This window comes from Pantoea stewartii, from assembly GCF_011044475.1.
GTDB classification, from domain to species: Bacteria; Pseudomonadota; Gammaproteobacteria; order Enterobacterales; family Enterobacteriaceae; genus Pantoea; species Pantoea stewartii.
Window position 1 is genome coordinate 1,662,310 of record NZ_CP049115.1, and the last position, 25,751, is coordinate 1,688,060.

The window sequence follows — 25,751 nt, forward strand, 5'->3', positions numbered from 1 at the left end:
GTCCTTAAAAGGTAAAGCTGTTGCTGCCATAACGGCTGCTTTTCAGTCCGCCAAATGCACTTGAGTTAGTGGATCCGCCGACAGACGAAGATGATGAGAATGGGCTTTTACCACCCGCTGACGCATAAGCTGAATAAGCACCCAGCGTCCCATTGAGCAACGTCATACCCGCCTGCTGATTTCCGAAAGAACTGAGTGCTGACGCCTGCGAACGGTTACCCGCAGCCTGCGTCTGAAGACCATATGCCTGTGCTTTGGCATTGTTCACTGTAGTCAGCGCATCAAGTTCGCCCATTTGCGCTGTGTCGCCAAAAATATCCACAGCCGTGCCACCGCCCAGGTCGACGCCGCTGGCTGCCATAGTCGCCGCCTGCGTTCCTGAAAGCTGGCGGGCTCGGGCACGCATCTGATCTGCCTGCGCGTTACCAGCATTTATTGCGGCGTCGGCTGATTTCTCCTGCAGATCAGCGTTGTAGTTGGCAAGCTCTGACTGATATTTAGACTGCTGGCGCTGGCTGTAGGCAGATGCTGCCGTAGCTGCAAGCATGGACACACCGATAGCAACGGGTCCGCACATTATTTTCTCTCCAGGGTGAAACGGTGAAACAGCATGCCGTTGGGTCCTGCCGGCGCTGGTTCATCAAGTTTGAATCCCAGCCAGTGCAGCCACTGTTTGGCTGCAATGTTTCTGGCATCTACATAATTCTCAAGACGAGGGAATGACTCAAGGATGCCAGCGAGTAAAGGGCGGCTGTGGCGGATAAAAGCGCGTGAATGGCTTTCAAGCTTGTCTGAGGCAATCAGCCAGGGCGTACCATAACCGGTTAAAATGCTTGCGGGCGTCACACCGAAAACAGCCACCACCTCACCGTCGACAAGACCGGCCCAGCAAAATGCAGATCGGTTAAGGCCATAGTCCAGTACCTGCGCAGGCGTCATTGACCAGCCTGATTCAAATTCCTCTATGTCGGCCTGTCTCACGTTTGAGACAAGTTCGGCGGCATGCTCCGGCGTGGCGGCAACTATCGAAACATCTGGCATTATCTTCCCCCCACTGATACAGAAGGGATTACAGCAAGGATAGAGAGTGGTAGCGGATCTTCTTGGCGCACATATACGCGGCCACCTTTACCCCAGTTAGCATCAATACTGATATCGATCGTGCCGGTAGCATCCTCAACAGGGTTGTCATAAAACTCGTATTCCCGCTGCGCATACTCATAGAGATTTTTACCGTCGGTACCGGCAAAAACACCACGACTTGAGTTAACCAGGAGACTAACCTGGGAAATGATCATCTTTTTATCAAGCAGCGTTTCCTGCCCGGTTATGTTCACGTCCAGGGTTTCAAACTCTGCCGTTACAGGAAGGCCAATATGTACGACGGCACCCGGTGTACTGATATCAACAGAGCCACCAGTGACGGTTTTTTGTGGTTCAACGTTCCCGTCGGCAAGGATATTTACTGTTTTACCTTCCAGATGATCCAGTCCTGAGAAATGAGAAACAGCTTTTCCCCACTGAGTAACCGGGAAATTCTGCAGCATTGCAGGGATATCGTGGTTAGCGGTCACAGATGCCTGGTTTGACGAATTAACCGTGCTGATTTTTAACCGCAGGACTTTATCAACCAGCTCGTCGCCTTCTGCCTGCTGATAGGGTATATGGATTTCTTCACCGACATTCTGTGATGTGAAATACGCAGCACCCGATACATTCAGCGTTAGAGGTGATGACCATTTCCAGGTTCCATCAGTGGTGCCTACAGTCATGTTCCGTGACGAGTCAGTGTTGCGCCCATCGTAGCTGAGTCCACAATCGACGAAAAAAGCGTCAACATCATTTACAAACTGCCGGGTCGAGAGCCTTTCAATATAACGCCGCGACTGGCCATTAACGTTTCGCTGTACGGTGAAGTAAATGGCATCTTCGGTACCCTCGCTGATACTGCACGTTGACTCAAATTTCCCATCTGTTGGCTGTGGTGCCCAGGCAAAAACCTGCTGGTCGCGCAGATAGGTCAGGGTCAGTAACATGCCATCGTTACGAATAGCCCAGGCTGCTGAGTAAGGAACGACAGAGAATGACCAGTCGGTAAGCTGGTAACCCTGAAACAGGTGATTAGCCAGCACGGTAAGGTCGCTGCCCTGATAACTGTCGACGTCGAAGGAATAAGCCAGATCACGCACGACGCTGCCCTTTTCCTGAATAAACAGCGCGATATTGCTGACTGTGATAGGCGGTGTTGAACTCGCGCCGTCGGCACCCTGTGAGCTGAAGGAGAACGAGCTGGGCGTAAGTACCTTGTTCTGGTCACCGTTAATCTTGAACTGGCCGCCAGATGTCAGCGCAACAAGGGCTCCAACATCGATCAGGTGGCGAATCTCGTTTACCTGACGACCTGCATAGGTGTACGTGATACGGTCATCATCGGCGATGGGTGAGCTCTTGCCAAAGTCCTTATAGTCACCTGACCGACTCGACCAGATGGTTTGAGGGGCGGCGCGCGACGCAGCAAAGAAAAGACGCTGCTGATAATAAACTACTGTGCCGGGATAGCCGTTGACGCTGTTCCATGCGAATCGGGCCCACTTGTACGATGAATTAGCGCTGCCAACGACATTAGAGGGGATCCGGCTGATAACGGTAGCTGTGGCTGTCAGGCCATCGCCTGACACGGCTGTGATGCGGCATATACCAAAACCTGAATGCAGATACTCCCACTGCACGCCGGTGGCACCTTCGGCATTTGTGCCCCACCCATCCCATGAAATACCATCTGTATGTGATGGTCTTAACGATCCGGTTGTGCCTGGGCTCACGGCGCGGTAGTAACGATTTTCAGCACGACGCACCATGCCAACGGTTACACCCTTGCTGGTTTCCCAGACCGGTACAGAGTCGACAGCAGGTTGCTCCAGATAAAAAAGTTTGCCGTTTTGCTCCGAGCCAAAAATAGCGCTGCTCGCAGTCAGTGTGATCGTGCCGGTTTCGCCACTCGCATAAACCTTAACGGACTTATTGATATTGACGTCTTCGAAAGGCCCGTTGTTGGTTACCACTTCTACCAGCGCCCAGTTATCGTGCGCATAACGCTGCAACTCACGGGGAGCATAATTGGGATGGCAGATTGTCATTACGTCTGCTGATTGCGTGTACTTCAGTTCAAACAGATCGGCTTCCTGATACGGGGTGGCAATCTCATAAACAGCACCCGCAGAATTCAGCACCTGCCCGCCGTCCTTGAATACGCGCATATAGCCTTCACCAAACTCCAGCGCATAAGTCTGCACTGTAGAAAACTGGAAAGGGATTAGGCGGCATTTTTTGTTTGGATATTTTGCCTCTGCAATGAAGCGCGTGCCCGGGCGATTTTCCACTCCGCCATACTGGCGCACAATGAAGTTACGGCACCGGCGAAGAGATACGGAATATTTAGCCAGGTCAATGCGGCCGTATACGTTTGGTGCAATCTCACCACCGGCAAATGAGGGCTGGATGATACTGTTGGACATCAGCTTAACCTCGCACTGGTGAATTCGCTCTGCGGCTCTACAGGTTCCTGGCTCTCATTCATTGAGTGGCTTCCCGCACTACGGATAATCTGTGAGTACATCGTCAGGCAGTTCTGGACAAGATTGGGGGCCGATGCCAGGGGCATGCCGATTTCACTGGCCAGCTTCCATGACAGGGCGCTGCGGAACAGCGGGTCAAACATATTGGGATCTGAAATATCACTGACGTAACGGAGCCAGGCATCAGGCTGATCCGTGTAAATCAGTCGGCCGGTACCTTCGAAATCTGAACCTACCTGATATTCAATGCGGCAACGCTCCGGCGGGTTACGCATGCCGGGCACCATGATATCAACGATGCGCTGGCAGTCGGTTGGGTAACGGTAGGCATACTGCCAGTCGCTTGGCGCTGCTCCGGTATCGGCCAGCGCAACGCGCTTAATAGCAAAGTTCCAGTCAAAGTCTGCAAGCACCTCAAGGCGGGCAGACTCATAGTGCAGGTCGCAAAGGCCCGCCTCTTTGCTTTTCTCAGTCAGGCTGTTGATGGTGCGGCTGTTGCCCAGGCGACTGAGTGCAATGTTGCAGATTTCGATGACCGATGCCATTAATCGTCCTCCGATCCGTACAGCGTGTCGGCCGCTGTTTTTGGCGGGGTCGCGTCTGATTTTTCCATACCAAAGTCAGTGATCTGTAAGTCGACCTGACTGTGCGAATCGCTGTTTTCTGACTCGCGCACGCTGACGCCAACGACTTTAGCCAGTCCGCCCAGTGCCATCATGTCGCCAACCTTTGGCAGATCGATACCGAGTTTTTTAAGTGCATCGCTGTTCAGCGTAATACGTAAGCCCCACGGGTATTCGTCGCGGGTTTCAGTCTGTCCGTTTTCACCTTCCACTGACTCGGTGCCGGTTTTCATGTTGACGACTTTCATAAAATGCTCCTGAAAAAAAGGGGCCAACCGGCCCCTGTCTTATCGCCGGTCACTGACCGAGTTCGCGTCGCTTCTCTGCGATTTTTTCGCGGAGGGTTTCGGCTTTGAAGTTGAAGTGAGGCTTCTCGTTAAAGAGTCCTTCATACTCTTCTCGGAGTTTGTCCAGATCTTCATCACCCTGACCGTTTCCGCCATTGCCGCCTTCAGGGTTTGGCTGGTTACCGTTTCCGCCAGCGGGTGGCGGGTTATCGATTCCGTTTGGCACGGTGACTTCAACAGCCTTCCCTTTCTTCTCTGACTTTTTCTTGGCCGCCTTAGCGGCATCGTTTAATGGCTCCAGCGCGGTGCCCGGCTCACCGTCATACTCAACTTCTGAGCCTTCAGGCCACAGGTTGTTATGAATGTGGGACAGGCGAAGAACGCGATACATTGCCTTTTCTTTAGTGGTTTCTGACATTTACGCGCCCCTTAACCAGTGATGCGAGAGCGGATCGGATACGGTGCGTTGTTATCCACATCCAGGTTAATACCGGCGGTAAATGCGCCAGCGGTCAGCGGCCCAGTGCCCACAACATAGTTCACGCGCAGATAACGCTGAACACCCTGGGGAACCTTCTGTGACATGACACGCTTGCCAGCAGTCAGCGCGGACAATGCCAGATCACCCGTAGATGTCAGAGTGGTCCAGGTGCTGTTATCAGGGCTGGTCTGCAACTGAATGTTGACTGTTGCAGCACCGGCGGCGGCCGCAGTGGTATTCACGTTCGCCCAGAATTCAAGCGGGTAGCCAACACCAATATCACGGCGCGTGCCGTCGATTGGGCCCAGGTCGATAACGTCGGTTGAAGCAGCAGAAGCGGTCACCGCCTGCGCTTCGGAGAACATCAACAGTTTGTCGAGGATCATCTTTATTTCTCCATAAGGCGGGCCAGGTATCAGCCCGCCGGATTAGTCAGGGGTTAAACTACGCGCGCTTCTGTTTCGAGAATGGCATCAGTTTCACGGATCGGGACGCCACGGAAAGAAGTCCACCATTCGCCTTCAGTCTCTTTGACGCTGAGCGCCAGAGAAGCTTTGTCCAGTGACTGGAGATCCAGCGCCTGGCCGATTGTGCGGTTCATATAGAACACAGGTTTACCCATACCGCGGTTAGGGATGCGGTGCAGCGCCTTAACCATCAGGCTGACGATGTTGGCAGCAGAGCCCGGCACAGACAGATCGCTGACATCAATGTTTGCGATACGAACCACATAACGCCAGTCACGCAGTGACAGACCGTTATCCCATTTGTAATGGGTGCGGTAACCTTCATACGGGTTGTTGTTAGCATCACGCAGCGTTTGCTGGCCTTTATCTTCCATGTGCAAGCCAGCTTTCTGGCCTTTAGGGAAGATGCCGTGAACGGTATTTTCACCCCATACAACCAGCCAGATAGACGTGTTATCAGTGCCGGTACCGCCAGCGTCGATAATGTTTTGACCATTGCCGGCAGTCTTGCTGGAGTAGCGTGATGACAGCCCCATGAACTGCTGCGGGTTAACGCTGGTGTCGCCATAGAAAAGCGTCTGTGCCATCTGTTGATTCATCGCTTCAATAAACGCGCGGTCTTCAGACAGGCGGAATTCAGAGGTATTTCCGTTCAGGTCAGCCAGTGATTTATCAACTTCCGCATAGCTTTCCAGCATGCCGATAGAATCAGTGATCTGTACCGTGGTTGACTTGCTAGGCTGTACGCCATAGTTCAGCAAACGCCATGTAGCGTTAGGCAGACCTGAGCGAACAGTGGTGCGGTGACCGGTAGGAAGGTTACCTTCCACAATCAGCATGTCCTGCAAAATCGGGTTGGTCTGCGAAAGCAGCTCAGTGATTTTGTCAATCTTACCGTTTGGATCTACGCGCTTACCCCAGTCAGCCAGCGTCAGCGCAGTTAAGCCTTTAACAGCCATAATTTTTTTCCTCAGTTTTTGCCATAAAGTACGTCGGCCGCCGAACGCTGGCCTTTCTCATTTGACGTGACCAGGCTGTCCTCAGACATGGCCGCGCCAACCTTTACAAACACACGGATCAACTCTGGATGGTTGCCCATGCCGCTTGTCTCTAAAAACTCGCGCAGTTCAGGCGTGGCGAATTTATCCATTGCCTGTTTAGCGCGGGTTAGATTGGCTTCGAATTTTTCGCCGCCGATCTCTTTGTCTTCTTTGGTCGCGGTGCCCCAGTCGGCCACCTGCTTTTGCCAGGTGTCGGCCTGCTGCTTCATCAGCTGCGGCATGACTTTGGTGCCATACAGATCGACCAGCTTTTGGGCCTGCTCCTGTGACAGGTTCAGTTCACGGGCGATTGGCTCGAACTGCTCAACAGCCGCTTTGTCCAGCTCGCTGCCTTCGGGCGCTTTAAACTCGTAGGCTTCTGGCGCGCCTTCTGGCTTCTTCTGTTCTTCAGGCTTTTTGCCTTCGCCATCGCCTTCCTTACCCGACTGACCTTCCGCTGGCTGACCATCTTCGCCTTCAGCATTAGCGCCTTCTGTGCCCGATGGCTGCTCATTTCCGGTCTGTGCTGTCTGCTCTGACGCTGGCGCACCTGCATCGGAACCTGCTGCTGGGGCTTCAGCCCCGGCCGCCTCTGACTGAAACCGGACGTTGAAAATCTTGCGAAATAACGCGTTCATAAAACCCCTTAGGCGATCGCTAAATTGGTGACTGAACCAGCTGATACAGTGCTGGTGACTTTTCTGTTTGTGGTGCCAACCGCCAGAATTGCGTTATTGGTGACAGGCACGCTGTTAATGACCTGACCGTTTGTCAGTGCGGCCACTGCTGGGTCCAGCTTGAGGACCAGCACACCGTTGACGATGGAAATCTTGTGCGTACCGCTCACCGCGACACCGGCACTGTTCTGCACGGTCACGCTGTCACCATCGGTCAGCAACTTCTGATTGGCAGCCAGTACGGAGCTGTCGCCCATTACCAGTGCCTGGAAGAAGTCATATCCGCCCTGTGAGTTAGGTGAGTTGCGGATCTGTACGACGCCATAAGGCTGATAGCCCTGCTTCAGCAGGGGAGGAAGCATTGATTCCAGCTCTGCAATGGATGAGGTGCGCACAAACTTAATGTCGGTAAAAGGCATCAGGGTTTTTCCTCGCTCTCTTTAGCCATGGTCAGATAGAGATCAGGGCAATGAGTCATCACCTCTGTAAACAGGCGCAGGCCTTCATTGCGGCGCCCTTCGTTGAAATTGGTCTGGTTGTTGTCACCAGTGAAAGAGACAGAGAACACACCAGCACCTTTCAGCACCTTCCAGATGACGCGGCGGCCCTGTGGGCTTTCCATGACGTGGATCAGGTCATCACGCTCACGTTCTGCGGCAAGGCGCTGTTGTAACTGCTGGTCTGCCAGTTCCTGGCTTTGTTCGAAATCGTTCATTGCTGTGCTGCTCCAGCTACGGCGGTCAGACCGTTCTGGCCTTCAAGATTCGCCTGACTTAAATCCTTGGCACCGCCGATAGCCTCGCGAGCCATTTGCATTTGCTGTGCCATCTGCATCTGTTCGGCACGCTGCTGACGAATCTGCTGCACCTGCTCGTCGGGAACGATGACGGTTGGCGATACGCCGATAGAGTCGCCATAGCTGTCAATGAGTTTGTCGACGTCGATTTTGTCGAGCGCTTCTGGTTTGGCCTGTGCCATGCCGCCGACGAATCCAACGAAACGCTCCATACTGCTGACGCCGATAGACTTCTGCGCCTGGGCCATGACCGAGATATATTCGATGCGTAGCGCGGTACCCTGGAGAACTTCCGGCGCAGGTGGCAGCATTCCCTTGCGGGACATGATGGCGAATACCCGGTCGATCAGCGGATCGAGAAACTCATCATTCAGGCGCTCCAGCACCGGGCCGAGCATCAGCAGTTTCTCTTCGCGCAATTCATTGACCGCTTCCACCGGCATAGAGCGGGTATTGATGGTTTGCAGCATCAGGAACAGGTCAACAAAATAGGCGCTGCGGATAGTTTCGCGCGTGTCCTGAATGTCGTTCAGCAGGTCACCGGTGTTCGGGTTGACCATATAGAGCGGCTTCAAACCGTCCTGCCCTGTCAACTGATCGAGATAAGTCACCGCACCAGGCAGTTGAGATATCCGCTGCTGTTTGAGCGACGAAGGCCCAACCAGTGGCGGGTTTGTCGCTTTATCGATGAGCTGGCTTTTACGCTTCTGTTCAAGCTGCAGCGCTTTGACCTGGCCTAATGCGGTCATGCCTGGGCAGTTGCTACCATAGGCATCCTCGCCATTCACTTCCCAGCGTGGCACCAGAATCGGGAATTCATCAAAGCCTGACTCGCGCAGCACCTTGTCATCACCGGCGCACTCGTAATACACAGAGCTGTAACGCTTATTTTTGGCGTCCAGCTTTCCGGTATCGCGGTTGACGTTTGGATAAACGGCGTGCATGACGTCGTGCCATGTCTCTGTTGACTGTGTATTCCACTGGCCTTTAACGGTTTCACTGACGTTATCCAGGCCGAACTGCTCCACCAGCTGGCGGGTAGTCATGCGGAATTTGCGGAATACGGTGTCAACGCTCAGACGAGAACTGTTTGATACGTAGTAACTCCCTATCGGGAACGCGTACGTGCGGATTACGTCCTCGTCATCTTCCAGCACAGCCATGGCCGCCGTGCCGTAAGTGCCAAGCTGCGCATAGACGATCGGCAATGACTGATAGAGATTCGATTTATTGAAAATCTCATTCATGCGGCGCTGAACATCTTCCAGCCAGACTTTGACCGGGCCGTAATCTTTCATGGCTGGATCGGAAACTGACAGCGTGAACCACGGGCGCGCGGGGCTGGTGATGCCGGACATCATGCCGCTGGAGAGCGTGCGCTCAGCCAGGGTGCAGGTCGGGTCAACAACCTGTGTGTTGCGGCGGTTATCACGGTTTGCATCGGAAACGAGGAAGCGGCTGGAGCGCGGGCTGATGTAATCAGACAGGTCACGCCAGTGGGGATCGAATGTTGTCCGCTCCTGATTTAACAGGCCGAACTGTTTGTTTAATCTCTGCTTCAGCGTTTCTTGCTCAGCCATGATCGCCCCGGTTTATTACTGACCGAGCAGCGTTTTGCTGCTGGTGTTGGCCTGAGAAGTGACGCCCTGCGAACCGGTCAGGATGGTGGAAGCACGACCGGCAGCAGCGCGGCGGCGGCGTTCTTCCTCGTCGCGGGCGTTGACCACGGCGGTATCTTCACTCTGTGGCGCAGCCTGAATCGCAGGCGCTGATGGTACTGACGGTTTAGAACCCACGCACATGTTGGTAACTCCTTTGGATAGTTACCAAAATTAAACCACATACGCATTATTTTAACCACTATACAGAAAATAATTTGACATCAGTTACCATAATGGTAATAGTTAAGCCGTGGAGAGCGCTGACACGTCGGCCATAGCCCGGATTACCGCAGCAGTATATTGGGCTTAAAAGTAAAGGCGGGGATCCGGTGAAAGCCCGGCACGCTGTAGGGAGCGGTTAATCCTTCAATCTCGTTCTGGGCGAGTTCAATCCAGATGACAGCCGGAAGAGACGGCACACAACAGGTAATAGCATTGAAGTGTCCAGTCAGACGCTGGCAATCAGTAAGGGCGGTGCCGCCTGTCAGTGCTATTTCCGTTGTGGTGAATGCGCAGGCTGATGCGCTATCAATCGCGAATACCACGCGGAGCCGTAAAGTCGGCCACTCAGGGTAAAGCCGGAGATCAGCACCGGCCACCACAACACATCAGGCGAGAGCATTTGGCGGGCGTTCAGGCGCGCCACAGAGGCGCTGAGTGCTCTCACCGATGTGCCTAAGACCGTGATCTGTCATTGCTGTGTTGTATTTAGGCGGCTCAACGTTTTACCCAATTTGTCGTTGATGCCGCCATTTTTTTGATACAGGCATAAGCCTTTGAGAGGGTTTATCTCTGTGTCCGAAGAGTCACAATCCTGAGTCTGTAATCTGGTTGGCCCGCTTCGTGCGGGCATTTTTTTGTTTAAAGTTTTTTATGATTCCTCCGATAAAATATTTTTAAACCTCAGGAGGAAATATGTCTCAAGCTCAGGAACCTAAAGATTCATACTTTGTAGCATGGCGCAGCAAGAACGGTAATGGTGAATCAATTTTTGGGTCCATCATTTATCAATCAATTACCGGTACGCCACCAGCTAAGGCAATGATTGAGTCGATTCAAATCATTAATGCTGAAAACAAAGTCGCTGTTGAAGATATCAGAATCACCGCTTTCAACCGGATTTAAGCATAGGGGTCGTAGTCTGTTTCGCTGCGGCCCTGTTCCTGACTGCCAACATACTGCAGCTTTTTCACCACAGGGAAGGCGAACGTCAGTGCCAACGCATCGGCGTCATTAGGTGATTTACCCAAACGATCTTTGATACTCGCCTTATCCTCCAGCACAATGCGGCTGTCTTTCAGCCTGACCTTGTATTCTGCCGCTGACAATTCCTCTGCCACCTGCTGGCTGTCCAGTTGGCCGCCGTCTTTCAGCCAGGTCTTAACTGCGTTGTACATTTCGCCGCGCTTGTTCGCCATCTGCGGGTCGGTGGATCCGGAGCCAAACTGTATCAGTTGCCAGTTGCGGCCCCAGTTATCGCCAACTGATTTCACGCCCGTGCCGTAGCCGTAATCGATGAACACCGCGTCGGCCTGATACTGGTCCTCGAAACTGGATATGATTTTGGCAAACCACACATCATCGGTCGTGCGCTGGTACTCTCCCAGCTTCTTGCAGTGCAGCCCCTGTCGCAGGTAGATCACCGCCGGGTCGCCGCCCTGGTGCGCAGGGTCAACCCCGATAACGGTGGCCGCATGCGCTATCTGGCCCGGCGTAATCACCCTGCCCACGGCCGCATCGGTCAGACCGGTGGGGATAAACTGGGCCTCTGATGCCGACGGGAACAGGCCGCGCACACGCACTTTCACAAAGTCGCTGTCCTCGCCGTAGTCGTCTACCCACTTCTGGATCTGTTCTTTGTTGGTGCCCTCCACGGTGCGGCTGTCTATCTGCGCGGTTTTCCAGCGGTGGCGCAGCTTACGGAAACACTCACGAAAACGGCCGGTGTTACGCGTCGGGTTACCGAACGCCACCCAGATTATTTCCGTATTCTCATCAGTCAGCGCACCCTCGGCAACCTCCCACACCAGATCTGCGATGTTAGATGCCTCGTCGAATATCAGAATGATGCGCTTACGCTCGTTGTGCAGGCCCGCAAATGCCTCTGTGTTGTTCTCAGACCACGGGATGGCATCAGCGCGCCACGATTTGGCATGCGACGGATCGTTGCTGTAAATCGCTGTGGCGGTGCAAGTGAACCAGTCCTGTGTGATGCTGAGGCGCTGCCACTTGGCAATCTCTGGCCACGTCTTGGTGCGTAACTGGTTTTCGGTGTTGGCGGTCACCACCACCTTGCAATCTTCGCAGGTATCCATGCCCCACTTGACCAGCATCGAGATAAACGCAGATTTCCCGATACCGTGCCCGGATGCGCGCCCAATCATCAGAGGCTGGTGCCGTGTCTCGGGATTTTGCAGGTGATCGCCAATCTCTTTAAATGCCTGTTCCTGCCATTTGCGCGGGCCTTTCGAGTAAGCCAGGTCGGTGCCCTCTTCGCCCCAGGGGAATGCGTACATGGCATAGCCGTAAGGGTCGTGCGTGAAAGCGCCAATATCTTCTATCAGTTGGGCCTCAAGCTGGGCGGTACTACTCATCTTCACCACCTTTAGCACTGGCAGCGCGCTTGCGGGCAGCGGCCAGCTTGTCGGCAAGGCTCACGTTGATATTAAGCTCCTGCACTTCTTTGAACGCGCTTACACCTACGTGCTTACCGATCAGCTCAAGGTTTTTCACCTTGTCCGGCCACTTCACTTTCTGCATGGTCGATTCGATATCTTCCTGACCGTCAGAGCCAGCCATGCGGATCCGGTTAATATCCATGGCGCTGAGCGACGTTCGCCAGACCTTTGGCCACTGGCTTACCGGTTTCAGGCTGCCCTCATCGGTGAGGATGTCGAGCACATCCATCTGGTCAATCTCCACCAGCCTTTTCAGCACATAATCAGCGTCAATCTTTGTCCGGCGGCTTCGCGCCTGGCGCAGATGTGCGATGCGCTCCTGTATGCGCGGATCGGCTTCAAGACGACTTGCGGCCTGTGCTGCTGTGGCTGCTGAGTAGCCGGCGGCAATAGCGCAACCTGTCTGATCATCGGGGTTTTTGATACGTTCTTCGCAGTACCGCACCATCTGTTCGGTCAGCGGCTTCGTGGATTGTGGCTTAGGCACTGGTAACACCTCGCAATATAATTACCGTTTTGGTAATCATATCATGCAAAAAAAAACCACCAAACCGGTGGTTTAATTCTTTTGCGCCTGGCGATCACTCTGGCTCTTTGCCCGGCACCATGCGGTAACTGTTCTTTTCATCCTCAACGTAGTGGGCGTGCGCCACATTGAAAGCCTCGTTCTCGGTGTCGAAGTGCTGACTGGCTATCTCTACCCATTTACCGTACCGACACCAGCGCACATCCCACTTATCATCTTCACGCTGCCAGATGGCATAGGCTCCGATAAAGCTGCCGTCCGGCGCTGGCACCTTGTCGCCCGGTGACAGGAAATAGAAATAAACGCCGCCACTGATGAATGTCCGCATATAAAAAAGCCCCGTCGAATACCTGAATGCAGTATAGACGAGGCGATTTATTGCTGTGACATGTCACAATGCTAATTTGGTTTCATGCCAGCCCAAACTAACCCAACAGGCTGACTCTTCTTTCAGTGGACAATCCTGCACAGGCAGGCAATCTCCACACTTACCGCACTGACGCTTACTCATCGATTTAAACCGGCTACGGACCCGCGCATCGTCCTGGCGAATAAGCAGAGCGATATACTCTGCCATTTCGTAGGGCTCACGGCCTGGGCGGCGAGCGGTGCAGTTCTGCTCCAGCATTGTCAGTTCCTGCTCATCGAGAACAATCTCAAGCTTTCTGACACCGGCAGCGGCCTGTCTGGCTCGCTGCTCTGCTTTACGTTCGGCGGGGGATTTAGGCATTTGGCGACCTGCACAGCATATTAATTAATCTGCACATGCAGTCTTCGCTGATTTCAAACATGCCTTTATCATTCTGCCTTGCATTTAAAAGTTCATCTGGAATAGGCTCTTTACGATAAGCCTGAAGCTCTTTTGCGATCTCTCGTTGTTCATCAGTGAATAGAATATCGCCATTAATCACCTCTTCCAGGCGCTCATCACTAATCATCCTGACCTCCCGGCGCTGCTGGCGAGAAATGCTCAACACCTTTAGCCCATATTTCCTTGATGGTCGTCCAGTCAACGGGAATGCTGCTTATCCAGTGACCTTGCCCGTTGCAATCATCACAACCTTCACCAAGGCATTCATGGCATACAATATTTTGCTGCACGCTAAACTCACCAAGTAATGCCGCCTTCGCGCCATTCTCAGCCGTTAATGAACGCGGAACTGAAACCAACCCATCGCTTACAGGCTGTGCGGTGGCGTTAAGGTGCAGAGCTAAAAGAGCCTGGTAAGCATCAATGAGGTCAATTACATCGCTGTCACCACCACGCCTGTAATCGGTCCAGCGTGAGCGCTCATAGTGCTCATCAGCACAGCTACGACCTTCAGCATAAATCCAGGTTCGCTCACCAGTAGGGTCGTCAATCATCCCTGAGCAAGCCCAAATCGTAGGGCTTCCACCGCCTGAACGTTGAACAGAAAGCTCACCACCGCAAATGCTACAACTTGGGATTTTAGGCTCCGCATATCGGCTGCGAAGTTCCTTCAGTACATCACCATCAACTGGATTGGGGGAATTAGTTGTCATGGTTGGCCTCCCGGCACTGCCGGTTTAGCTTGTTGAAAACATCACGAAAGACAGCATATTCGTCTTTCGGAACTTTGCTTAGGTATCTATGCGCGATTATTCCGGTTTCCTCATCAAGCACTATGCGGCCACCACTGACGCCGACCACAAAGAAGAAACGCGGATGTTTTCGCCATTGAGTAATCAGGCCATCATCAATCGCTTGCTGAATATAGGAAGGAAGTTCAACCAGGCTTGTCATTGCAATCTTTGCCTCTTCGCGCCCTATTGCCTCCTTAGTCCGCTGAATGCTGTCCTGCAACGTCCTCAGGGCATCGCTTTGCTTATCCCACTTATTCAGCGTTGAGCGCCCATTGCGCTTGTCGTTGAGTGGCTGTCCGTTTGCCTGGGCCACGGTGTCGAAGTGGTTTTGCAGTCGCTCATCAAATCGAGCCTGCTTTTTAGCAAGCGAGGCTTTTAAAATATCTAGCCTACTACCCATATCAACCCGCCTTATCCGCAGTGTCATGGGTGCCGGAGCGGAGATAGTACTGCATCTCAATTTCGGCAATACATTCGAGCGCGCGCTCAACTCCCTTGTCTTGGTGGTTCATGGTTGCCATTATCATCTTGCCAGCGTGATTGACCGCTTCCGCCCGCACCGAGTTCAGGTAAGCGACGGTGGCTGGCGCTCGTTTACGTAACAACTCAAGCGCCTCGTTATGCGTCAGGAATCCATTGGTGCCGCCGTTGCTGACCATGTGGCTATCAAACCACGCCTGAAGGTCACCGGGATTCAAATTGTCAGGCATATCAATAATCGCTTCGTCAGTGGTGCCTTCCAGCCATTCTTTGGCAGAAAGGATATCCCCCTGAGACAGGCAAAGAAGCGCGGCCTGAGCGCCCATCATTGTTTTGTGCAACATCCAAGATGTATTCAGTTCGCTTGCAGCGCTGCGAAGATTGGTATCGCTCTCCGCCGCCATCGCATCCAACTTCTGCTGCAATTCATTCCCACGGATGATTGAGCACTCCAGGCGGCTGGCCAGTTCACGCAGCAATTCAGTGGCCGGCGATTCGAAGTTGGCAGCTATGCCGTGAGCAATAGCGATTAACTCACTGCCGCTTTTCGAGTTAACATCACTTAACTTGTTATTTTCCATAAATATTTTTCACCTCAGACCGTTATAAGAAATCACGTTTTTGTCACTTAACACGCTTTTTACTGCTCTGGTTAACCTGTTTAAAACTCTTCTACGTCCCAGCCTGTCGACCTGGGTTTTGGGTAAACGGCTTTGAAAACGAACGGGTACGCGTCTGCGGCGACCTTCATTTTCACCCGGGCGTCATCGCTGAAAATCCGCTTTGAGCCTTTCACGTCGTGCATTTCAAGCTGGCCACTGGCGTACATCACGGCGAAATCCACGGTGATAAAGCAGTTGTCAGCGAGGCGCAGCTTTATCCCTTCGAAGCGGTACCAGACGACTTGCCCGGCGCGCTTGAGCAACTCCAGGTGGTTTGCGTAGGCGCTTTCGGTCTTGTTCATCTGGCCGGTCCTGAGTCGACCGAGCGCATGTAATCGTTTATGCATCGTGTTACCTATCTGGTTACTATTACCAATTTGGTAATAACTGGCAAGTAAAAAAATGCGCACTTTTGCGCTTTATTCGTATGCCTCTAAAACGCGCTGTAATGCATTCTGAGACGTTTTTAAAACTCATAGCCCGTTTGTACGTTGTTACCCTGTTCGATTGAATCTGGTTGCGCTGGCGGAGGATTTATTACCATTTCAGTAATTATTTATCCCATGACTACGTTTTAAGGCCCATTGCCTTACGCCTTTTGTATTCCTCCAGCAGCCATTGCGCCGGGGTGACACTGCCCATATGCGCCGCGTTCGGCATGTACTGGTATTCGTAATCCTTTGGCGACGGTTGATGCACTGCTGCCCTGGGTTTGGATTCAATCATCTGCACCGGATCGGGCACCTGCTCACCTGCAGCCACCTTCTTCGCCCACTCGTTCAGCTTGCGGGTGATGAACGTTTCAACCTCTGATTCCGTCATGCAGCGCTGGATCATCGCCTGGCGCGCATCGGTGATCACCCAGTACAGAACCGGCTTTGACCAGTTGAATCGCTCGGGCGACGTAGAGAGGCCGCGATCCCGGTTGTAACGGTGAAATTCTGTCATGGCCTCTTCGGTGGTTACACCCAGGACCGTTGAGCTGTCTTTGCACCAGGCAACAAACTTACCTGGTGACGGCATGTAGGGTGTTTGCTGCTTGCGGGCATGGCGCATGCCTGCGTCAATCTGTTGCATGGTGGTAATCCCGTTCTCCATGAACGATCTTACCCACTGCTGGCGGAAGGCATCGATATCTGACTGCGCTCTGAACGTACTGCTGCTGGCCGGGAACGCGGCGCGCAGCTGGTCAAAGATGCCATTGAACAGGCTGGCGGCATGGTCCCACTCTTCACGTGAGTTGTGACCCGATGCCATTGCCGAATGCGCTGGCTGGTTAAAACTGAAATTCTGTAAGTGCGTTGTGATGTTGTTCATGCGTATTCGTCTCTGATTGGGTGGATCCAGTCGGTGTTACTGAAGTCGAGTCCGGTTTTGCCTTTTTGCTTCGCCGTCTCGTTTTTGATGCGTTCCAGCTGACGGGCAAACTTCTGCTCCCACTGGACATGTGTGAATGCCTTACACTCGCCGATCCAGTAATCGAGGAACGAGGTCAGATACTCGGGCTTGAATTCATCGGGATTTAAGACATTCCCCCACTGCGCCGCTTTCATGAAAAAGTCAGGGGACGGAACCCATTCACGCGTCAGCATGAATTTGCCAGTAGGGACATTGACCGGTTGTACCTGTGACGGATGTGAAACCTGACTCGCAGGAAATTTTTCTTCGCGCGTTATATAAGGGGTTTGATCTTTATCTTCTCTTCTCTTCTCTTCTCTGGTCCGCAATTTGTCCGCTTCTGATGCGGACGTTTTTGGGACGTTTCTCCGCTCTCTTTTGCGATCTGCATCCTGTGCCCGCCGCTTGGCTGACTGGCCGTTATGGGCATCAAAGCGAGGCATGACAAGGCTTTCGTCAGCTTCTTCCATCCAGCCAACGTTAATCATTGCGCGGGAAAATCCCGGAAAGCCGATCAGGTCGTCGAGCGTCTCCGGACTGTATCCGTCAAGAAAACCATCAACGGAATGGACATCAAAAAGACACCATGCGGAATGTAGTCCGCCAACTATCCGCAATCTGTCCGCTTTCAATGCGGACGCCATGCGGACAACTTTCGGATGCGTATGCAGGTCGGCGCGCATCTTGATCCAGTCACCAGCCATCAAGCCACCCCCAGCGAATGACTATCCGCGGCGCTCTCCATGATTTGTTTAATCTCAGCCTGGCGACGCAGGCTGGAATTCATCGCGCACTCCACGCAATGGCCGTTATAAACGTAACGCTCGCTTTTATGGCCGTGCTTACACAGCTTGCCGGTGTAGTAACGCTTTAGACCCGCTTTCGCGGCATCCATGCGGGTAATGATTTTCATTTGGTTACTTCTCCTACGTTTACTATTACGACTATTTTTAACTTTTATTCAGACATATCAAGTACTATTTGCATATTTGGTAACGATTGGTTGTTTTGTAAGGGAATTTAGGCAGTTGCAGATATGAAAAAACCGCCATTAAGGCGGCTTTTAAGCGTGGCGGGTAACAGGTCAGGCAGCGGAGTAGAAGAAGGATAACAGCCTTTCAGTGGTAATAGCCGGATCGATTTTTGCGCAGGCTTTTTGTAACCCTGTCATGTAGTTACGCGTCGGAACGCGACGGGCATATACCAGATGAGTCCTGATGTAATGCGTTGTGGTACCAGCCTCTTTAGCCAGTTGCTTCTTTTCTTCAGTCGACAAACCCTGCCAGAACTCTTTGAAGTCAAACGGCTCCATGTGGGCCTCCAGATAACGATTTTAATCATCGAATTGTTACCTATGCGGTAGCGTTTCGCAACACTAATTACCAATCTGGTGCATTTACCAGAAAGGTAACATCGGTTTAAATGCACTCAGTCATCACTAACCTAAATCTGAGTACCAGGAAAAAATGAAACCTATCTCCGGGATCCGTAAAGCGAATCTGATTTATTTGCTCGAAGCCCGATTTGAGGGAAATCAGACCAAAATGGCCCAGGCCCTTAACATGCTGCCAAACCTCATCAGCAGGTGGACGCGTGACAAACCTATGGGCAGCGCTGCAGCACGCAAGATTGAACGCCTGTTGAAGCTGGAAGATTACTGGCTTGATAATGACCGCGATAACGTCATGCCTGCCAATCCCGATGTAGAGATCCGTGAAGTCCTGGCAAACAACCTTCGCGTCTGGATGGATAAATCTGAGAGTCTCAGAACCCAGGGCAAACTGCACCAGGCCAGCGGCGTTACCCAGTCCACTATCGGGCGCGTTCTCAACCAGGAGATCGACCCGACAATCAGCACGGTGAATTCGATTGCCAAAGGTTTCGGGCGCCGCGGCTACGAGCTGCTTATCCCGGCACATGACGATCGCATGATTGATTATGACCGTGACGCCTATTCAAAGCTGGATGCCTCCGATAAAGAGAAGATCAGCAGCTTTGTGTCATTCGTTATCAGCCAGTCGAAAACAACCGGCGACAACTGAGTTAATCACTAAACCGTATCAGCCCATCTATATCCCACCGCCTCAACAATTACCTATTTGGTAATTTTTTCTCTCGTTAACGATTGACATCTACTGACAAGCGATTATTATTAGCCTCAATAGTTACCAATTTGGTAATTGACGCTCTTTAACAATTCGCAACGGGCATTCACAAACCTGAATCTGGCCGCCCACCAGATGGCAACGCTAACCCGTCAAACCGGAATGCTTGCCTGGAAAGTGACAGTCATCATTCCTCTTCCGGAGACAGCTATGAAATTAACTGATGAGAAGGGAGAGCCGTTCGTAATAGTCCGCATGGCCTGCGGTTACATCTGGAGGATGACACTACTCCAACAGAGATATACGCAGACCGTTAACCGTGAGCAGTTCCGAAAGATCGCCCACCAGGCTTATGGCCTGAAGGGTAATTTGTCGTGTAATTAACTATTACCAAAACGGTAATTCTGGATGCAATTATGAAATATCGTTACCAAAACGGGATGTTCATTTTCACCGCCTGCGTGCTGGGTATTGAACAGCAGTTCAGCAGCTTTAAAGCAGGTGTTGAATGGGTATTCACACAAAAGATGGCCGCCAGCGTCGCGGCTGACATGGAGTGACCTATGAATCCTTATGCAGTTCACGAACGCATCGAGGAAGCGCGCTGGCAACAGCACGATGCGTCAGTAAAAAAAGGCGAGTGGATCCGCGAGCGCGCGGAAACACTCAAAGAGCAGTGGCCAGTTGATGTTGCAACCCTGCGCCGCCCCTTCGGTTTCAGTATGCCAGGTATTGATGCTGACTTTGCTCAGGACGCTTTTGCCAACATGGTCGATGAAATCTGCGTTAAGCAGGCCGAAATCGACTGGCGCGATATAGAGTGGCTTGGCGAGGAATGGGCGCCATGACTGCTAACCCTGAAGTCTCATTAGCCCCGAATGATCCGGGGCTTTATTTTGACATCAGCAACGAGGCATATCACTCCGGCGCCGGTGTCAGCAAATCACAGTTGGACGATATCGCTATCAACCCGGCTGTTTACCAGTGGCGCAAACAGGCGCCGCAGGATGAAGAAAAGTTGCAGGCACTCGATATGGGTACCGCGCTGCACTGCATCCTGCTTGAGCCTGATGAATTCGATAAGCGGTTCATCAAAACGCCCAAATTCAACCGTAAAACCAACGATGGAAAAGCAGCAGAGGCTGAGTTTCTCAGAGACTGCGCATTCACCGGTAAAACGGTTTTGGACCATGAGCAGCACCGCAAATTAAAGCTGATGCAGGCCAGTGCCATGGCCCACCCGGCGGCGCGGTTCTTCCTGGAAGCAGATGGCCACTGCGAAGCGTCCATTTACTGGGATGACGAGCAGACCGGCGAACTTTGCCGGATACGTCCTGACCGTTTCCTGAAACAACAGCCGGTAATCGTGGACGTGAAGAAAGTGGCAGACATGGACCGCTTTACGCGTCACGTCGAGGAATTCCGGTATCACGTACAGGACGCCATGTACCGCGATGGCTTCTATCAGCACTTCAACGAATACCCGCAGTTTGTCTTTATCGCCGTCAGCGAGTCAATCGACTGTGGCCGCTATCCGGTCCGGGTTTTTCAACTCGAGCAGGAAGATGTTGCCGTGGGCCACGAACTATATCGCCGTGACCTTCAAACCTATCACCAGTGCCGCCTGACAAATTCATGGGGCGGCGTTGAATCTCTTTCACGCCCGGCGTGGGCGCGCAAAAAGGATAATCAGTTATGAGTAATCAGTTAGCAACCACCGAAAACGTCAGCACCGCAGCGGCGATTTTTAGCCCGGAAGGACTGATGCGTCTGCAGCAGTTTGCACAAATTATGTCAGAGGGAGCTGCAACTGTTCCGCAGCATCTTCGCGGAAAAACGGCGGACTGCCTGGCTGTGACTATGCAGGCTGCACAGTGGGGAATGAATCCGTTTGCAGTAGCGCAGAAAACACACATTGTTAACGGCACGCTGGGCTATGAGGCGCAACTGGTTAATGCTGTTGTGTCATCCTCTTCCCTGCTCGCTAGCCGCATCAATTACAACTGGTCAGGCGACTGGTCGAAGTGCGAAGGGAAAAACAACAAGTCCCCTAACCTGACCGTCACCGTTTCGGCTGTGCTTAAAGGTGAGTCCGAGCCGCGTGAGTTGACTATCAGCATGGCACAGGCCGGTGTCCGTAACTCGCCATTATGGGAGCAGGATCCGAAACAGCAGCTTGCTTATCTCTGCACCAAGCGCTGGGCCCGCCTGCACGCTCCTGACGTTCTGTTAGGTGTTTACACCCCGGATGAGCTCGACGATACCCCACGAGGTGAGCGCGATATCACCCCGCGCACCACCGCCGACCTGAACAACATGATCGGTAATACCAGCCTGGCATCCGGTGCTGTAGCGGAGCCTGGTGAAGATGCAGATTTAGTTCACCTGCTATCAGCACTTGTAGACCGGATTGATTCTGTTGAATCTGCAGAGGTGACGGGCAATAAAATTACTGAGCATAAAGATAATCTCACAGAATCTACCTTCCGCTCTCTGCGCGCTCGGGCTGTGAAAGCCTATAAGCATCACGACGCCCGCCGCCAGATTGAAGCCGCGATCAACAGTCTTGATGCCAGCGCACCCGATGCGAAAGAAACCTTCCTGAAAGTTGAAGCTGATCTGAAGCGCCTGAAAGCCCAGTTGGGCGATGAGCTGCACGAAGGCTTCTCAATCACCCTGGCTGACATGAAAGCCGAGTACGTTTAACCAACACCAGTGAAAACCTATGGGCGCCGCAGAGCGCCCTTTTCTTTGGAGAAAGAATTATGAAAGGTGCAATCCGCAAGGACCAGTTGCTGAAGAAGGTGCCACTGTCCGAGTACACCATCAATCAGATGGAAGCCAAAGGCGAGTTTCCCAAGCGCTTCCCGTTAACCAACCGCACTGTTGCCTGGAACGAGGATGAAGTAGAGGCATGGCTCGATGAGCGCCAGCGTAACGCGGCGTCCGCAGTGCGTGACCCGTCACTGGCCGCGAAGTTTGAAGCCAACCCCAACCACCAGAAACAGCGCAGCATGATGCGCATGGCAGGTTAACCATGACAGCCAAAGAATTGATCATCGCCTTCCTGGCAGAGAATGGAGGCACCAAGTCATCGGATATTCACGCACACCTGGAAAATCATGGCCTGCGCCGGGACAGTTCGATGTGTGCACTTGGCAAACTTCACAGAGCGGGGATCGTTCTCCGCTACCGTTACGGACGTGATTTCATCAACTGGCTGCGTGATGCCGATGAAAAGTTTGAAGTCAGCGACATCAACCGCCGCCTGAGCAATGCCAACCGCCGGCTGACACCCAGCAACAGCGTCAACATCATTTTCGATGAGTGCCGCAAGACCAGCCACATTTACCAGATGGATAAGCTGCTGCGTGAGGTGCGGGCATGAAATATCAACTCATCTACGCCGATCCTCCATGGGAATACGGCAATAAAATCAGCAACGGCGCTGCCGGAAATCACTATTCGACGATGCGCCTGGCTGACATTAAGCGACTTCCGGTATGGGATTTGGCTGAAGAAAACGCGGTGCTGGCGATGTGGTATACCGGAACGCACAACCAGGAGGCGCGCGATTTGGCAGAAGCGTGGGGCTTCGACGTGCGCACTATGAAGGGTTTTACCTGGGTTAAGCTCAACCAGCTGGCGGAGCAGCACATCAATAAAGCGCTGCGTGACGGAGAGGTTGAGGATTTTTACGACCTGCTTTGTCTGTTGAACAACCAGACGCGCATGAACGGCGGAAACTACACGCGCGCCAACACGGAAGACTGCCTTATCGCCGTGCGCGGTGCAGGTCTGGAGCGCCTGAACGCCTCAATCAAACAGGTAATTTATAGCCCACTGGGTGAACACAGCGCTAAGCCATGGGAGGCCCGTTATCGGCTGGAACAACTTTACGGCGACGTGTCGCGCATAGAGCTGTTCAGCCGTGGAGACGCTGCCGGCTGGCATCACTGGGGCAATCAAAATCCACACAACGACATTGAGCTGGTGCCTGCCGGATTTGCGGCAAACGACAACCAGCCGCGCCGGGAGGCAATATGAATGAGTTAGCGAAAGTGTTGAAAGCGTACCATGTTCAGGGCAACGAATACGGCGTTATTCGCTTCGCCACCAGCAACGTAGCTGCGCGTCGTGAGGGTGCGCAGGAGTTGGATGAAGAGTTTAACTGCGTAGCCTGCAAGCGGATCCCTGGCGCAGACAAATACGCCTCACAGGGTAGCGTTCCTGTTCGCGCGCTGGTCGAGGAATTAGGCTGGTGGCAGGAATGCGCGTATTGCAATCACCACGTCGATGATGAAACCGAGGGTCGCGTGTGGGATGGCGACACGGCTTATTGCGGCGTTGAGTGCCACGCCCACCGCACTAACAGGGATCGCGACTATCAATTAGAGCGCCAGCGCAAAGAGAAAGCAGAAAGGGCCGCTGTTGACGCTGCTATCGCGGAATTCCCCGGCATCACCGATGTCGTGGCTAACCACAATTACAAGGGCGCGATTGATGTTTACTTCAACTTTCCCGGAGGCAAGCAGCGCGCATCATGGGTTTTAGGGTCTAGTTCCGTTTATCCGGCAGCTCACGAAGTTGAGGCTTTCAAATCCTACCTGGCGTCAGTGCGCCCAGGTGGTGCCGCATGAAAGCTATCTCTATCCGTCAGCCGTGGGCCTGGCTCATCGTCAACGGCTTTAAAGACATCGAAAACCGCAGTTGGAACACGAAGTATCGTGGCCCTGTCCTCATCCACGCATCAAGCAAGCGGCCAACCAGGGACGAGGTGAAAGCAGCTCGCAATATTCTGGAGCAGACACATGGCTGGGAAGTAGCCATTAAAATGCCATCTTATGATCACTTCAATTTAGGGGGATTCGTTGGCGTTACAACAATAACCGGAACTTGCGAAAGCAGCCCGTCCCCGTGGTTCTTTGGACCAGTTGGCTTCCAGTTACGGGACGCCATCACCGTGCGCTTTAAGCCGTATCGCGGTCGTCTGTCATTCTTTGAGAGCGGCCTGCGCAAGCATGGAGTTTTCGATCACCTGGTAACCGACGATTACCAGGATGCGACGGAGGGCACATTATGTTCTTCTTAACTTTATATCTTATTGTTGCCGCCTACCTGCTGGGCCGCCTGGAAAACCCGCCGCACTCTCTCGGATCATTCTGGACCTGCATTTTCTGGCTTCCGGCTGGGCTGGTTTACCTGTCTGCCATCCTGGCAGATAAAACGCTTGGCGATCACCCTGACCGCTGAGACATCCATTGCTCAAATTTTAACGGTGAGAAAGGCACCAAATCTTCGATACTTCCCTTTGTCCACCCATCCACCATATCGGCCCATTGCTGCAGCATGAACGTGCGTTGCGGAAGATACTCCGCTTTGTTGTAAACCGCGCGCACGCCTTTCTGTTCATGGGCCAGACTCTTCTCTATCCAGTCTGACGGATAACCCGCCTCATGCAAAAGCGTGCTGGCCGTCCGGCGGATATCGTGCACAGTAAAATCCTTTATCTTCTCCCCTGCTTCCCTGATCGCATCAATCGTAACCGCCAGCACCCTGTTAAGCGCCGCATTCGATAGCGGCTTGGTCATATCGTATCTGCCTGGCATGATATATTTGCTGCTGCCTGCACACATTTTCAGACCCACCAGCAGATCATTAGCCTGTGAGGAAAGCGGGATGACATGCTCTCGTGACCCCTTCATCCGCTCGGCCGGAATTTTCCAGAGCATCCGTTTAAAATCAATTTCATCCCATTCTGCGTGTGTGAACTCGCTTTTCCTGACCATGGTCAGCATGACAAATTTCACGGCCAGTTTAAGTGTAGCCATCGTGGAGACGTTATCGAGCGTGCGGAAGAACAATCCTATTTCAGCGGGCGTAAGCGTGGTTACGCGCGGCTCAAACGTAGCGATCGATGATGCCCGGATACGTTCGGCGGGGTTGATGAACTCATGACCGCGGTCAGTTGCATACCGGTAAATACTGGCGATTATTTCTCGGGCCTGAACGGCTGTTGCCCGGCCACCGCGCGCCACAATCCTGTCGCACAGGTCACGAACCATCGCCGTATTTATCTCGGTCATCAGCTTATTGCCCAGCGCGGGAAGAATGTCCCTGTCAATAACCGCCTGTTTCATCGCGCGCGTACTGTCAGCCAGGCGGGCATGCTCCATATATCTGACGGTAAAATGGTTAAGCCTGTCGGCACCGGCTATCTGTTTTTTACCGTCACGTTTCGCCGCAGACGGTGATACGCCTGAGGATATGAGCTTTTTAGCGGTATTGAGTTGCTCGCGTGCTTCGGCCAGGCTGATACCGTCAGGCCCGTATTTTCCGATCGTCAGGGTTTCACGTCGTTCGTTGAATCGGTAGTCATACCGGAATGAGATGGTGCCACCTGGCAGCACGGATACGTAGAGCCCTTCGCGGTCTGCGACTTTGTAAGCCTTCTCGCGCGGCTTGAGGTTTTTTATCTTTGTGTCTGTAAGCATGGTCGGCTCCGAATACCGTCACCGCTACCAATCTGGTAACGGTAAAAAAGGATCTGGAGCGTACAACGGATCGGCCATACCGTCAAAAACACCGACGGTAAAATGTGGCTTTCAGCAATCGTTATCAATCGATAAATAGAAAAAGCCACCTGCAAATGCTGATGGCTTAAGGGTTTACAAATCGGTGTCAATCGTC

At 52.9% G+C, this 25,751-nt stretch carries 39 protein-coding genes; 12 read left to right on the top strand and 27 right to left on the bottom strand.

Features of this window, described 5'->3' with window-relative positions:
• Positions 1-4: 4 nt before the first annotated feature.
• The 13 genes from G5574_RS07835 to G5574_RS07895 are packed head-to-tail and all read right to left on the bottom strand — an operon-like array spanning position 5 to position 9,748.
• Positions 5-577 (bottom strand): virion core protein, T7 gp14 family, encoded by a 573-nt coding sequence (locus G5574_RS07835; RefSeq protein WP_164482420.1) that lies wholly within the window; start codon positions 575-577, stop codon positions 5-7.
• Positions 577-1,041 carry a hypothetical protein gene (locus tag G5574_RS07840; protein ID WP_164482421.1) on the bottom strand — a complete coding sequence of 155 codons (465 nt, stop codon included), beginning with the start codon at positions 1,039-1,041 and terminating at the stop codon, positions 577-579. Before G5574_RS07840 ends, G5574_RS07835 begins: the two co-directional genes overlap by 1 nt.
• Positions 1,041-3,515, bottom strand: coding sequence for a phage tail protein (locus tag G5574_RS07845; protein WP_164482422.1), 2,475 nt, complete (start codon positions 3,513-3,515; stop codon positions 1,041-1,043). Before G5574_RS07845 ends, G5574_RS07840 begins: the two co-directional genes overlap by 1 nt.
• The gene (locus tag G5574_RS07850; protein WP_164482423.1) at positions 3,515-4,120 is read right to left on the bottom strand and encodes a phage connector family protein; all 606 of its coding nucleotides are present in this window, start codon (positions 4,118-4,120) and stop codon (positions 3,515-3,517) included. Before G5574_RS07850 ends, G5574_RS07845 begins: the two co-directional genes overlap by 1 nt.
• Complete coding sequence (gp10, locus tag G5574_RS07855; RefSeq protein ID WP_164482424.1) at positions 4,120-4,446, bottom strand: capsid staple protein; 327 nt, start codon at positions 4,444-4,446, stop codon at positions 4,120-4,122. Before gp10 ends, G5574_RS07850 begins: the two co-directional genes overlap by 1 nt.
• Before the next feature lie 49 nt (positions 4,447-4,495).
• Positions 4,496-4,903, bottom strand: coding sequence for a hypothetical protein (locus tag G5574_RS07860; RefSeq protein ID WP_164482425.1), 408 nt, complete (start codon positions 4,901-4,903; stop codon positions 4,496-4,498).
• Positions 4,904-4,914: 11 nt separating this feature from the next.
• A complete protein-coding gene (locus G5574_RS07865; RefSeq protein WP_164482426.1) occupies positions 4,915-5,352 on the bottom strand; it encodes a Bbp16 family capsid cement protein in 438 nt (145 codons plus the stop codon).
• 53 nt (positions 5,353-5,405) lie between these two features.
• Complete coding sequence (locus G5574_RS07870; RefSeq protein ID WP_164482427.1) at positions 5,406-6,392, bottom strand: major capsid protein; 987 nt, start codon at positions 6,390-6,392, stop codon at positions 5,406-5,408.
• An 11-nt stretch (positions 6,393-6,403) separates the two neighbouring features.
• Positions 6,404-7,111 carry a peptidase gene (locus tag G5574_RS07875; protein WP_164482428.1) on the bottom strand — a complete coding sequence of 236 codons (708 nt, stop codon included), beginning with the start codon at positions 7,109-7,111 and terminating at the stop codon, positions 6,404-6,406.
• Between the two features lie 8 nt (positions 7,112-7,119).
• Positions 7,120-7,569, bottom strand: a complete 450-nt coding sequence (locus tag G5574_RS07880; protein WP_164482429.1) for a hypothetical protein — start codon at positions 7,567-7,569, stop codon at positions 7,120-7,122.
• Positions 7,569-7,865, bottom strand: coding sequence for a Bbp19 family protein (locus tag G5574_RS07885; RefSeq protein WP_164482430.1), 297 nt, complete (start codon positions 7,863-7,865; stop codon positions 7,569-7,571). Before G5574_RS07885 ends, G5574_RS07880 begins: the two co-directional genes overlap by 1 nt.
• Positions 7,862-9,526 (bottom strand): portal protein, encoded by a 1,665-nt coding sequence (locus G5574_RS07890; RefSeq protein ID WP_164482431.1) that lies wholly within the window; start codon positions 9,524-9,526, stop codon positions 7,862-7,864. The genes G5574_RS07885 and G5574_RS07890 overlap by 4 nt, the downstream gene beginning before the upstream one ends.
• Positions 9,527-9,541: 15 nt before the next feature.
• Positions 9,542-9,748, bottom strand: coding sequence for a hypothetical protein (locus G5574_RS07895; RefSeq protein ID WP_164482432.1), 207 nt, complete (start codon positions 9,746-9,748; stop codon positions 9,542-9,544).
• Between the two features lie 774 nt (positions 9,749-10,522).
• Between G5574_RS07895 and G5574_RS07900 the strand changes: the two genes are divergently transcribed.
• Positions 10,523-10,732 (top strand): hypothetical protein, encoded by a 210-nt coding sequence (locus tag G5574_RS07900; protein WP_164482433.1) that lies wholly within the window; start codon positions 10,523-10,525, stop codon positions 10,730-10,732.
• Here the strand turns inward: G5574_RS07900 and G5574_RS07905 are convergent.
• From G5574_RS07905 to G5574_RS07965, 13 genes are all read right to left on the bottom strand, one after another.
• Positions 10,729-12,201 (bottom strand): terminase, encoded by a 1,473-nt coding sequence (locus G5574_RS07905; RefSeq protein ID WP_164482434.1) that lies wholly within the window; start codon positions 12,199-12,201, stop codon positions 10,729-10,731. The two genes, G5574_RS07900 and G5574_RS07905, sit on opposite strands and share 4 nt — an antisense overlap.
• Positions 12,194-12,772, bottom strand: coding sequence for a terminase small subunit (locus tag G5574_RS07910; protein ID WP_244964681.1), 579 nt, complete (start codon positions 12,770-12,772; stop codon positions 12,194-12,196). The genes G5574_RS07905 and G5574_RS07910 overlap by 8 nt, the downstream gene beginning before the upstream one ends.
• A 94-nt stretch (positions 12,773-12,866) precedes the next feature.
• Positions 12,867-13,139: a hypothetical protein gene (locus G5574_RS07915; protein WP_164482435.1), complete on the bottom strand. Its 273-nt coding sequence runs from the start codon at positions 13,137-13,139 to the stop codon at positions 12,867-12,869.
• Between the two features lie 63 nt (positions 13,140-13,202).
• Positions 13,203-13,541, bottom strand: coding sequence for a hypothetical protein (locus G5574_RS07920; RefSeq protein WP_164482436.1), 339 nt, complete (start codon positions 13,539-13,541; stop codon positions 13,203-13,205).
• Positions 13,534-13,749, bottom strand: coding sequence for a hypothetical protein (locus tag G5574_RS07925; protein ID WP_164482298.1), 216 nt, complete (start codon positions 13,747-13,749; stop codon positions 13,534-13,536). The genes G5574_RS07920 and G5574_RS07925 overlap by 8 nt, the downstream gene beginning before the upstream one ends.
• Positions 13,742-14,335: a hypothetical protein gene (locus G5574_RS07930; protein ID WP_164482437.1), complete on the bottom strand. Its 594-nt coding sequence runs from the start codon at positions 14,333-14,335 to the stop codon at positions 13,742-13,744. Before G5574_RS07930 ends, G5574_RS07925 begins: the two co-directional genes overlap by 8 nt.
• A complete protein-coding gene (locus G5574_RS07935) occupies positions 14,325-14,816 on the bottom strand; it encodes a hypothetical protein (RefSeq protein WP_164482438.1) in 492 nt (163 codons plus the stop codon). Before G5574_RS07935 ends, G5574_RS07930 begins: the two co-directional genes overlap by 11 nt.
• A gap of 1 nt (position 14,817) precedes the next feature.
• A complete protein-coding gene (locus G5574_RS23685) occupies positions 14,818-15,477 on the bottom strand; it encodes a hypothetical protein (protein WP_244964682.1) in 660 nt (219 codons plus the stop codon).
• Positions 15,478-15,557: 80 nt separating this feature from the next.
• Complete coding sequence (locus G5574_RS07945) at positions 15,558-15,905, bottom strand: DUF1064 domain-containing protein (RefSeq protein ID WP_164482439.1); 348 nt, start codon at positions 15,903-15,905, stop codon at positions 15,558-15,560.
• A gap of 220 nt (positions 15,906-16,125) precedes the next feature.
• Entirely contained in the window at positions 16,126-16,875 is a 750-nt protein-coding gene (locus tag G5574_RS07950) for a replication protein P (protein WP_164482440.1), read from the bottom strand.
• Positions 16,872-17,660, bottom strand: a complete 789-nt coding sequence (locus G5574_RS07955; protein WP_164482441.1) for a DnaT-like ssDNA-binding domain-containing protein — start codon at positions 17,658-17,660, stop codon at positions 16,872-16,874. Before G5574_RS07955 ends, G5574_RS07950 begins: the two co-directional genes overlap by 4 nt.
• Positions 17,660-17,869, bottom strand: coding sequence for a hypothetical protein (locus G5574_RS07960; RefSeq protein WP_164482442.1), 210 nt, complete (start codon positions 17,867-17,869; stop codon positions 17,660-17,662). Before G5574_RS07960 ends, G5574_RS07955 begins: the two co-directional genes overlap by 1 nt.
• Before the next feature lie 171 nt (positions 17,870-18,040).
• On the bottom strand, positions 18,041-18,268 hold the full coding sequence (locus G5574_RS07965; protein ID WP_164482443.1) for a hypothetical protein: 228 nt from the start codon (positions 18,266-18,268) through the stop codon (positions 18,041-18,043).
• A gap of 154 nt (positions 18,269-18,422) precedes the next feature.
• Between G5574_RS07965 and G5574_RS07970 the strand changes: the two genes are divergently transcribed.
• The 11 genes from G5574_RS07970 (at position 18,423) to G5574_RS08020 (ending at position 24,314) form a co-directional block, all read left to right on the top strand.
• Entirely contained in the window at positions 18,423-18,998 is a 576-nt protein-coding gene (locus G5574_RS07970; protein WP_164482444.1) for a helix-turn-helix domain-containing protein, read from the top strand.
• A gap of 479 nt (positions 18,999-19,477) precedes the next feature.
• Positions 19,478-19,621 carry a hypothetical protein gene (locus G5574_RS07975; RefSeq protein WP_164482445.1) on the top strand — a complete coding sequence of 48 codons (144 nt, stop codon included), beginning with the start codon at positions 19,478-19,480 and terminating at the stop codon, positions 19,619-19,621.
• 3 nt (positions 19,622-19,624) lie between these two features.
• Complete coding sequence (gamL, locus tag G5574_RS07980) at positions 19,625-19,909, top strand: host nuclease inhibitor GamL (protein ID WP_164482446.1); 285 nt, start codon at positions 19,625-19,627, stop codon at positions 19,907-19,909.
• The gene (locus tag G5574_RS07985) at positions 19,906-20,760 is read left to right on the top strand and encodes a PD-(D/E)XK nuclease-like domain-containing protein (RefSeq protein ID WP_164482447.1); all 855 of its coding nucleotides are present in this window, start codon (positions 19,906-19,908) and stop codon (positions 20,758-20,760) included. The genes gamL and G5574_RS07985 overlap by 4 nt, the downstream gene beginning before the upstream one ends.
• Positions 20,757-21,767 (top strand): RecT family recombinase, encoded by a 1,011-nt coding sequence (locus G5574_RS07990; RefSeq protein WP_164482448.1) that lies wholly within the window; start codon positions 20,757-20,759, stop codon positions 21,765-21,767. The genes G5574_RS07985 and G5574_RS07990 overlap by 4 nt, the downstream gene beginning before the upstream one ends.
• A 59-nt stretch (positions 21,768-21,826) precedes the next feature.
• Positions 21,827-22,096 (top strand): helix-turn-helix transcriptional regulator, encoded by a 270-nt coding sequence (locus G5574_RS07995; RefSeq protein WP_164482449.1) that lies wholly within the window; start codon positions 21,827-21,829, stop codon positions 22,094-22,096.
• A gap of 2 nt (positions 22,097-22,098) precedes the next feature.
• On the top strand, positions 22,099-22,449 hold the full coding sequence (locus G5574_RS08000) for a hypothetical protein (protein ID WP_164482450.1): 351 nt from the start codon (positions 22,099-22,101) through the stop codon (positions 22,447-22,449).
• Positions 22,446-23,108: an MT-A70 family methyltransferase gene (locus G5574_RS08005; RefSeq protein WP_164482451.1), complete on the top strand. Its 663-nt coding sequence runs from the start codon at positions 22,446-22,448 to the stop codon at positions 23,106-23,108. Before G5574_RS08000 ends, G5574_RS08005 begins: the two co-directional genes overlap by 4 nt.
• Positions 23,105-23,701, top strand: a complete 597-nt coding sequence (locus G5574_RS08010) for a hypothetical protein (RefSeq protein ID WP_164482452.1) — start codon at positions 23,105-23,107, stop codon at positions 23,699-23,701. The genes G5574_RS08005 and G5574_RS08010 overlap by 4 nt, the downstream gene beginning before the upstream one ends.
• Complete coding sequence (locus G5574_RS08015; RefSeq protein WP_164482453.1) at positions 23,698-24,153, top strand: ASCH domain-containing protein; 456 nt, start codon at positions 23,698-23,700, stop codon at positions 24,151-24,153. The genes G5574_RS08010 and G5574_RS08015 overlap by 4 nt, the downstream gene beginning before the upstream one ends.
• The gene (locus G5574_RS08020; RefSeq protein ID WP_164482454.1) at positions 24,141-24,314 is read left to right on the top strand and encodes an MFS transporter permease; all 174 of its coding nucleotides are present in this window, start codon (positions 24,141-24,143) and stop codon (positions 24,312-24,314) included. Before G5574_RS08015 ends, G5574_RS08020 begins: the two co-directional genes overlap by 13 nt.
• Here the strand turns inward: G5574_RS08020 and G5574_RS08025 are convergent.
• Positions 24,299-25,555, bottom strand: a complete 1,257-nt coding sequence (locus G5574_RS08025; RefSeq protein WP_164482455.1) for a tyrosine-type recombinase/integrase — start codon at positions 25,553-25,555, stop codon at positions 24,299-24,301. The genes G5574_RS08020 and G5574_RS08025 overlap by 16 nt on opposite strands.
• Positions 25,556-25,751: the final 196 nt, after the last annotated feature.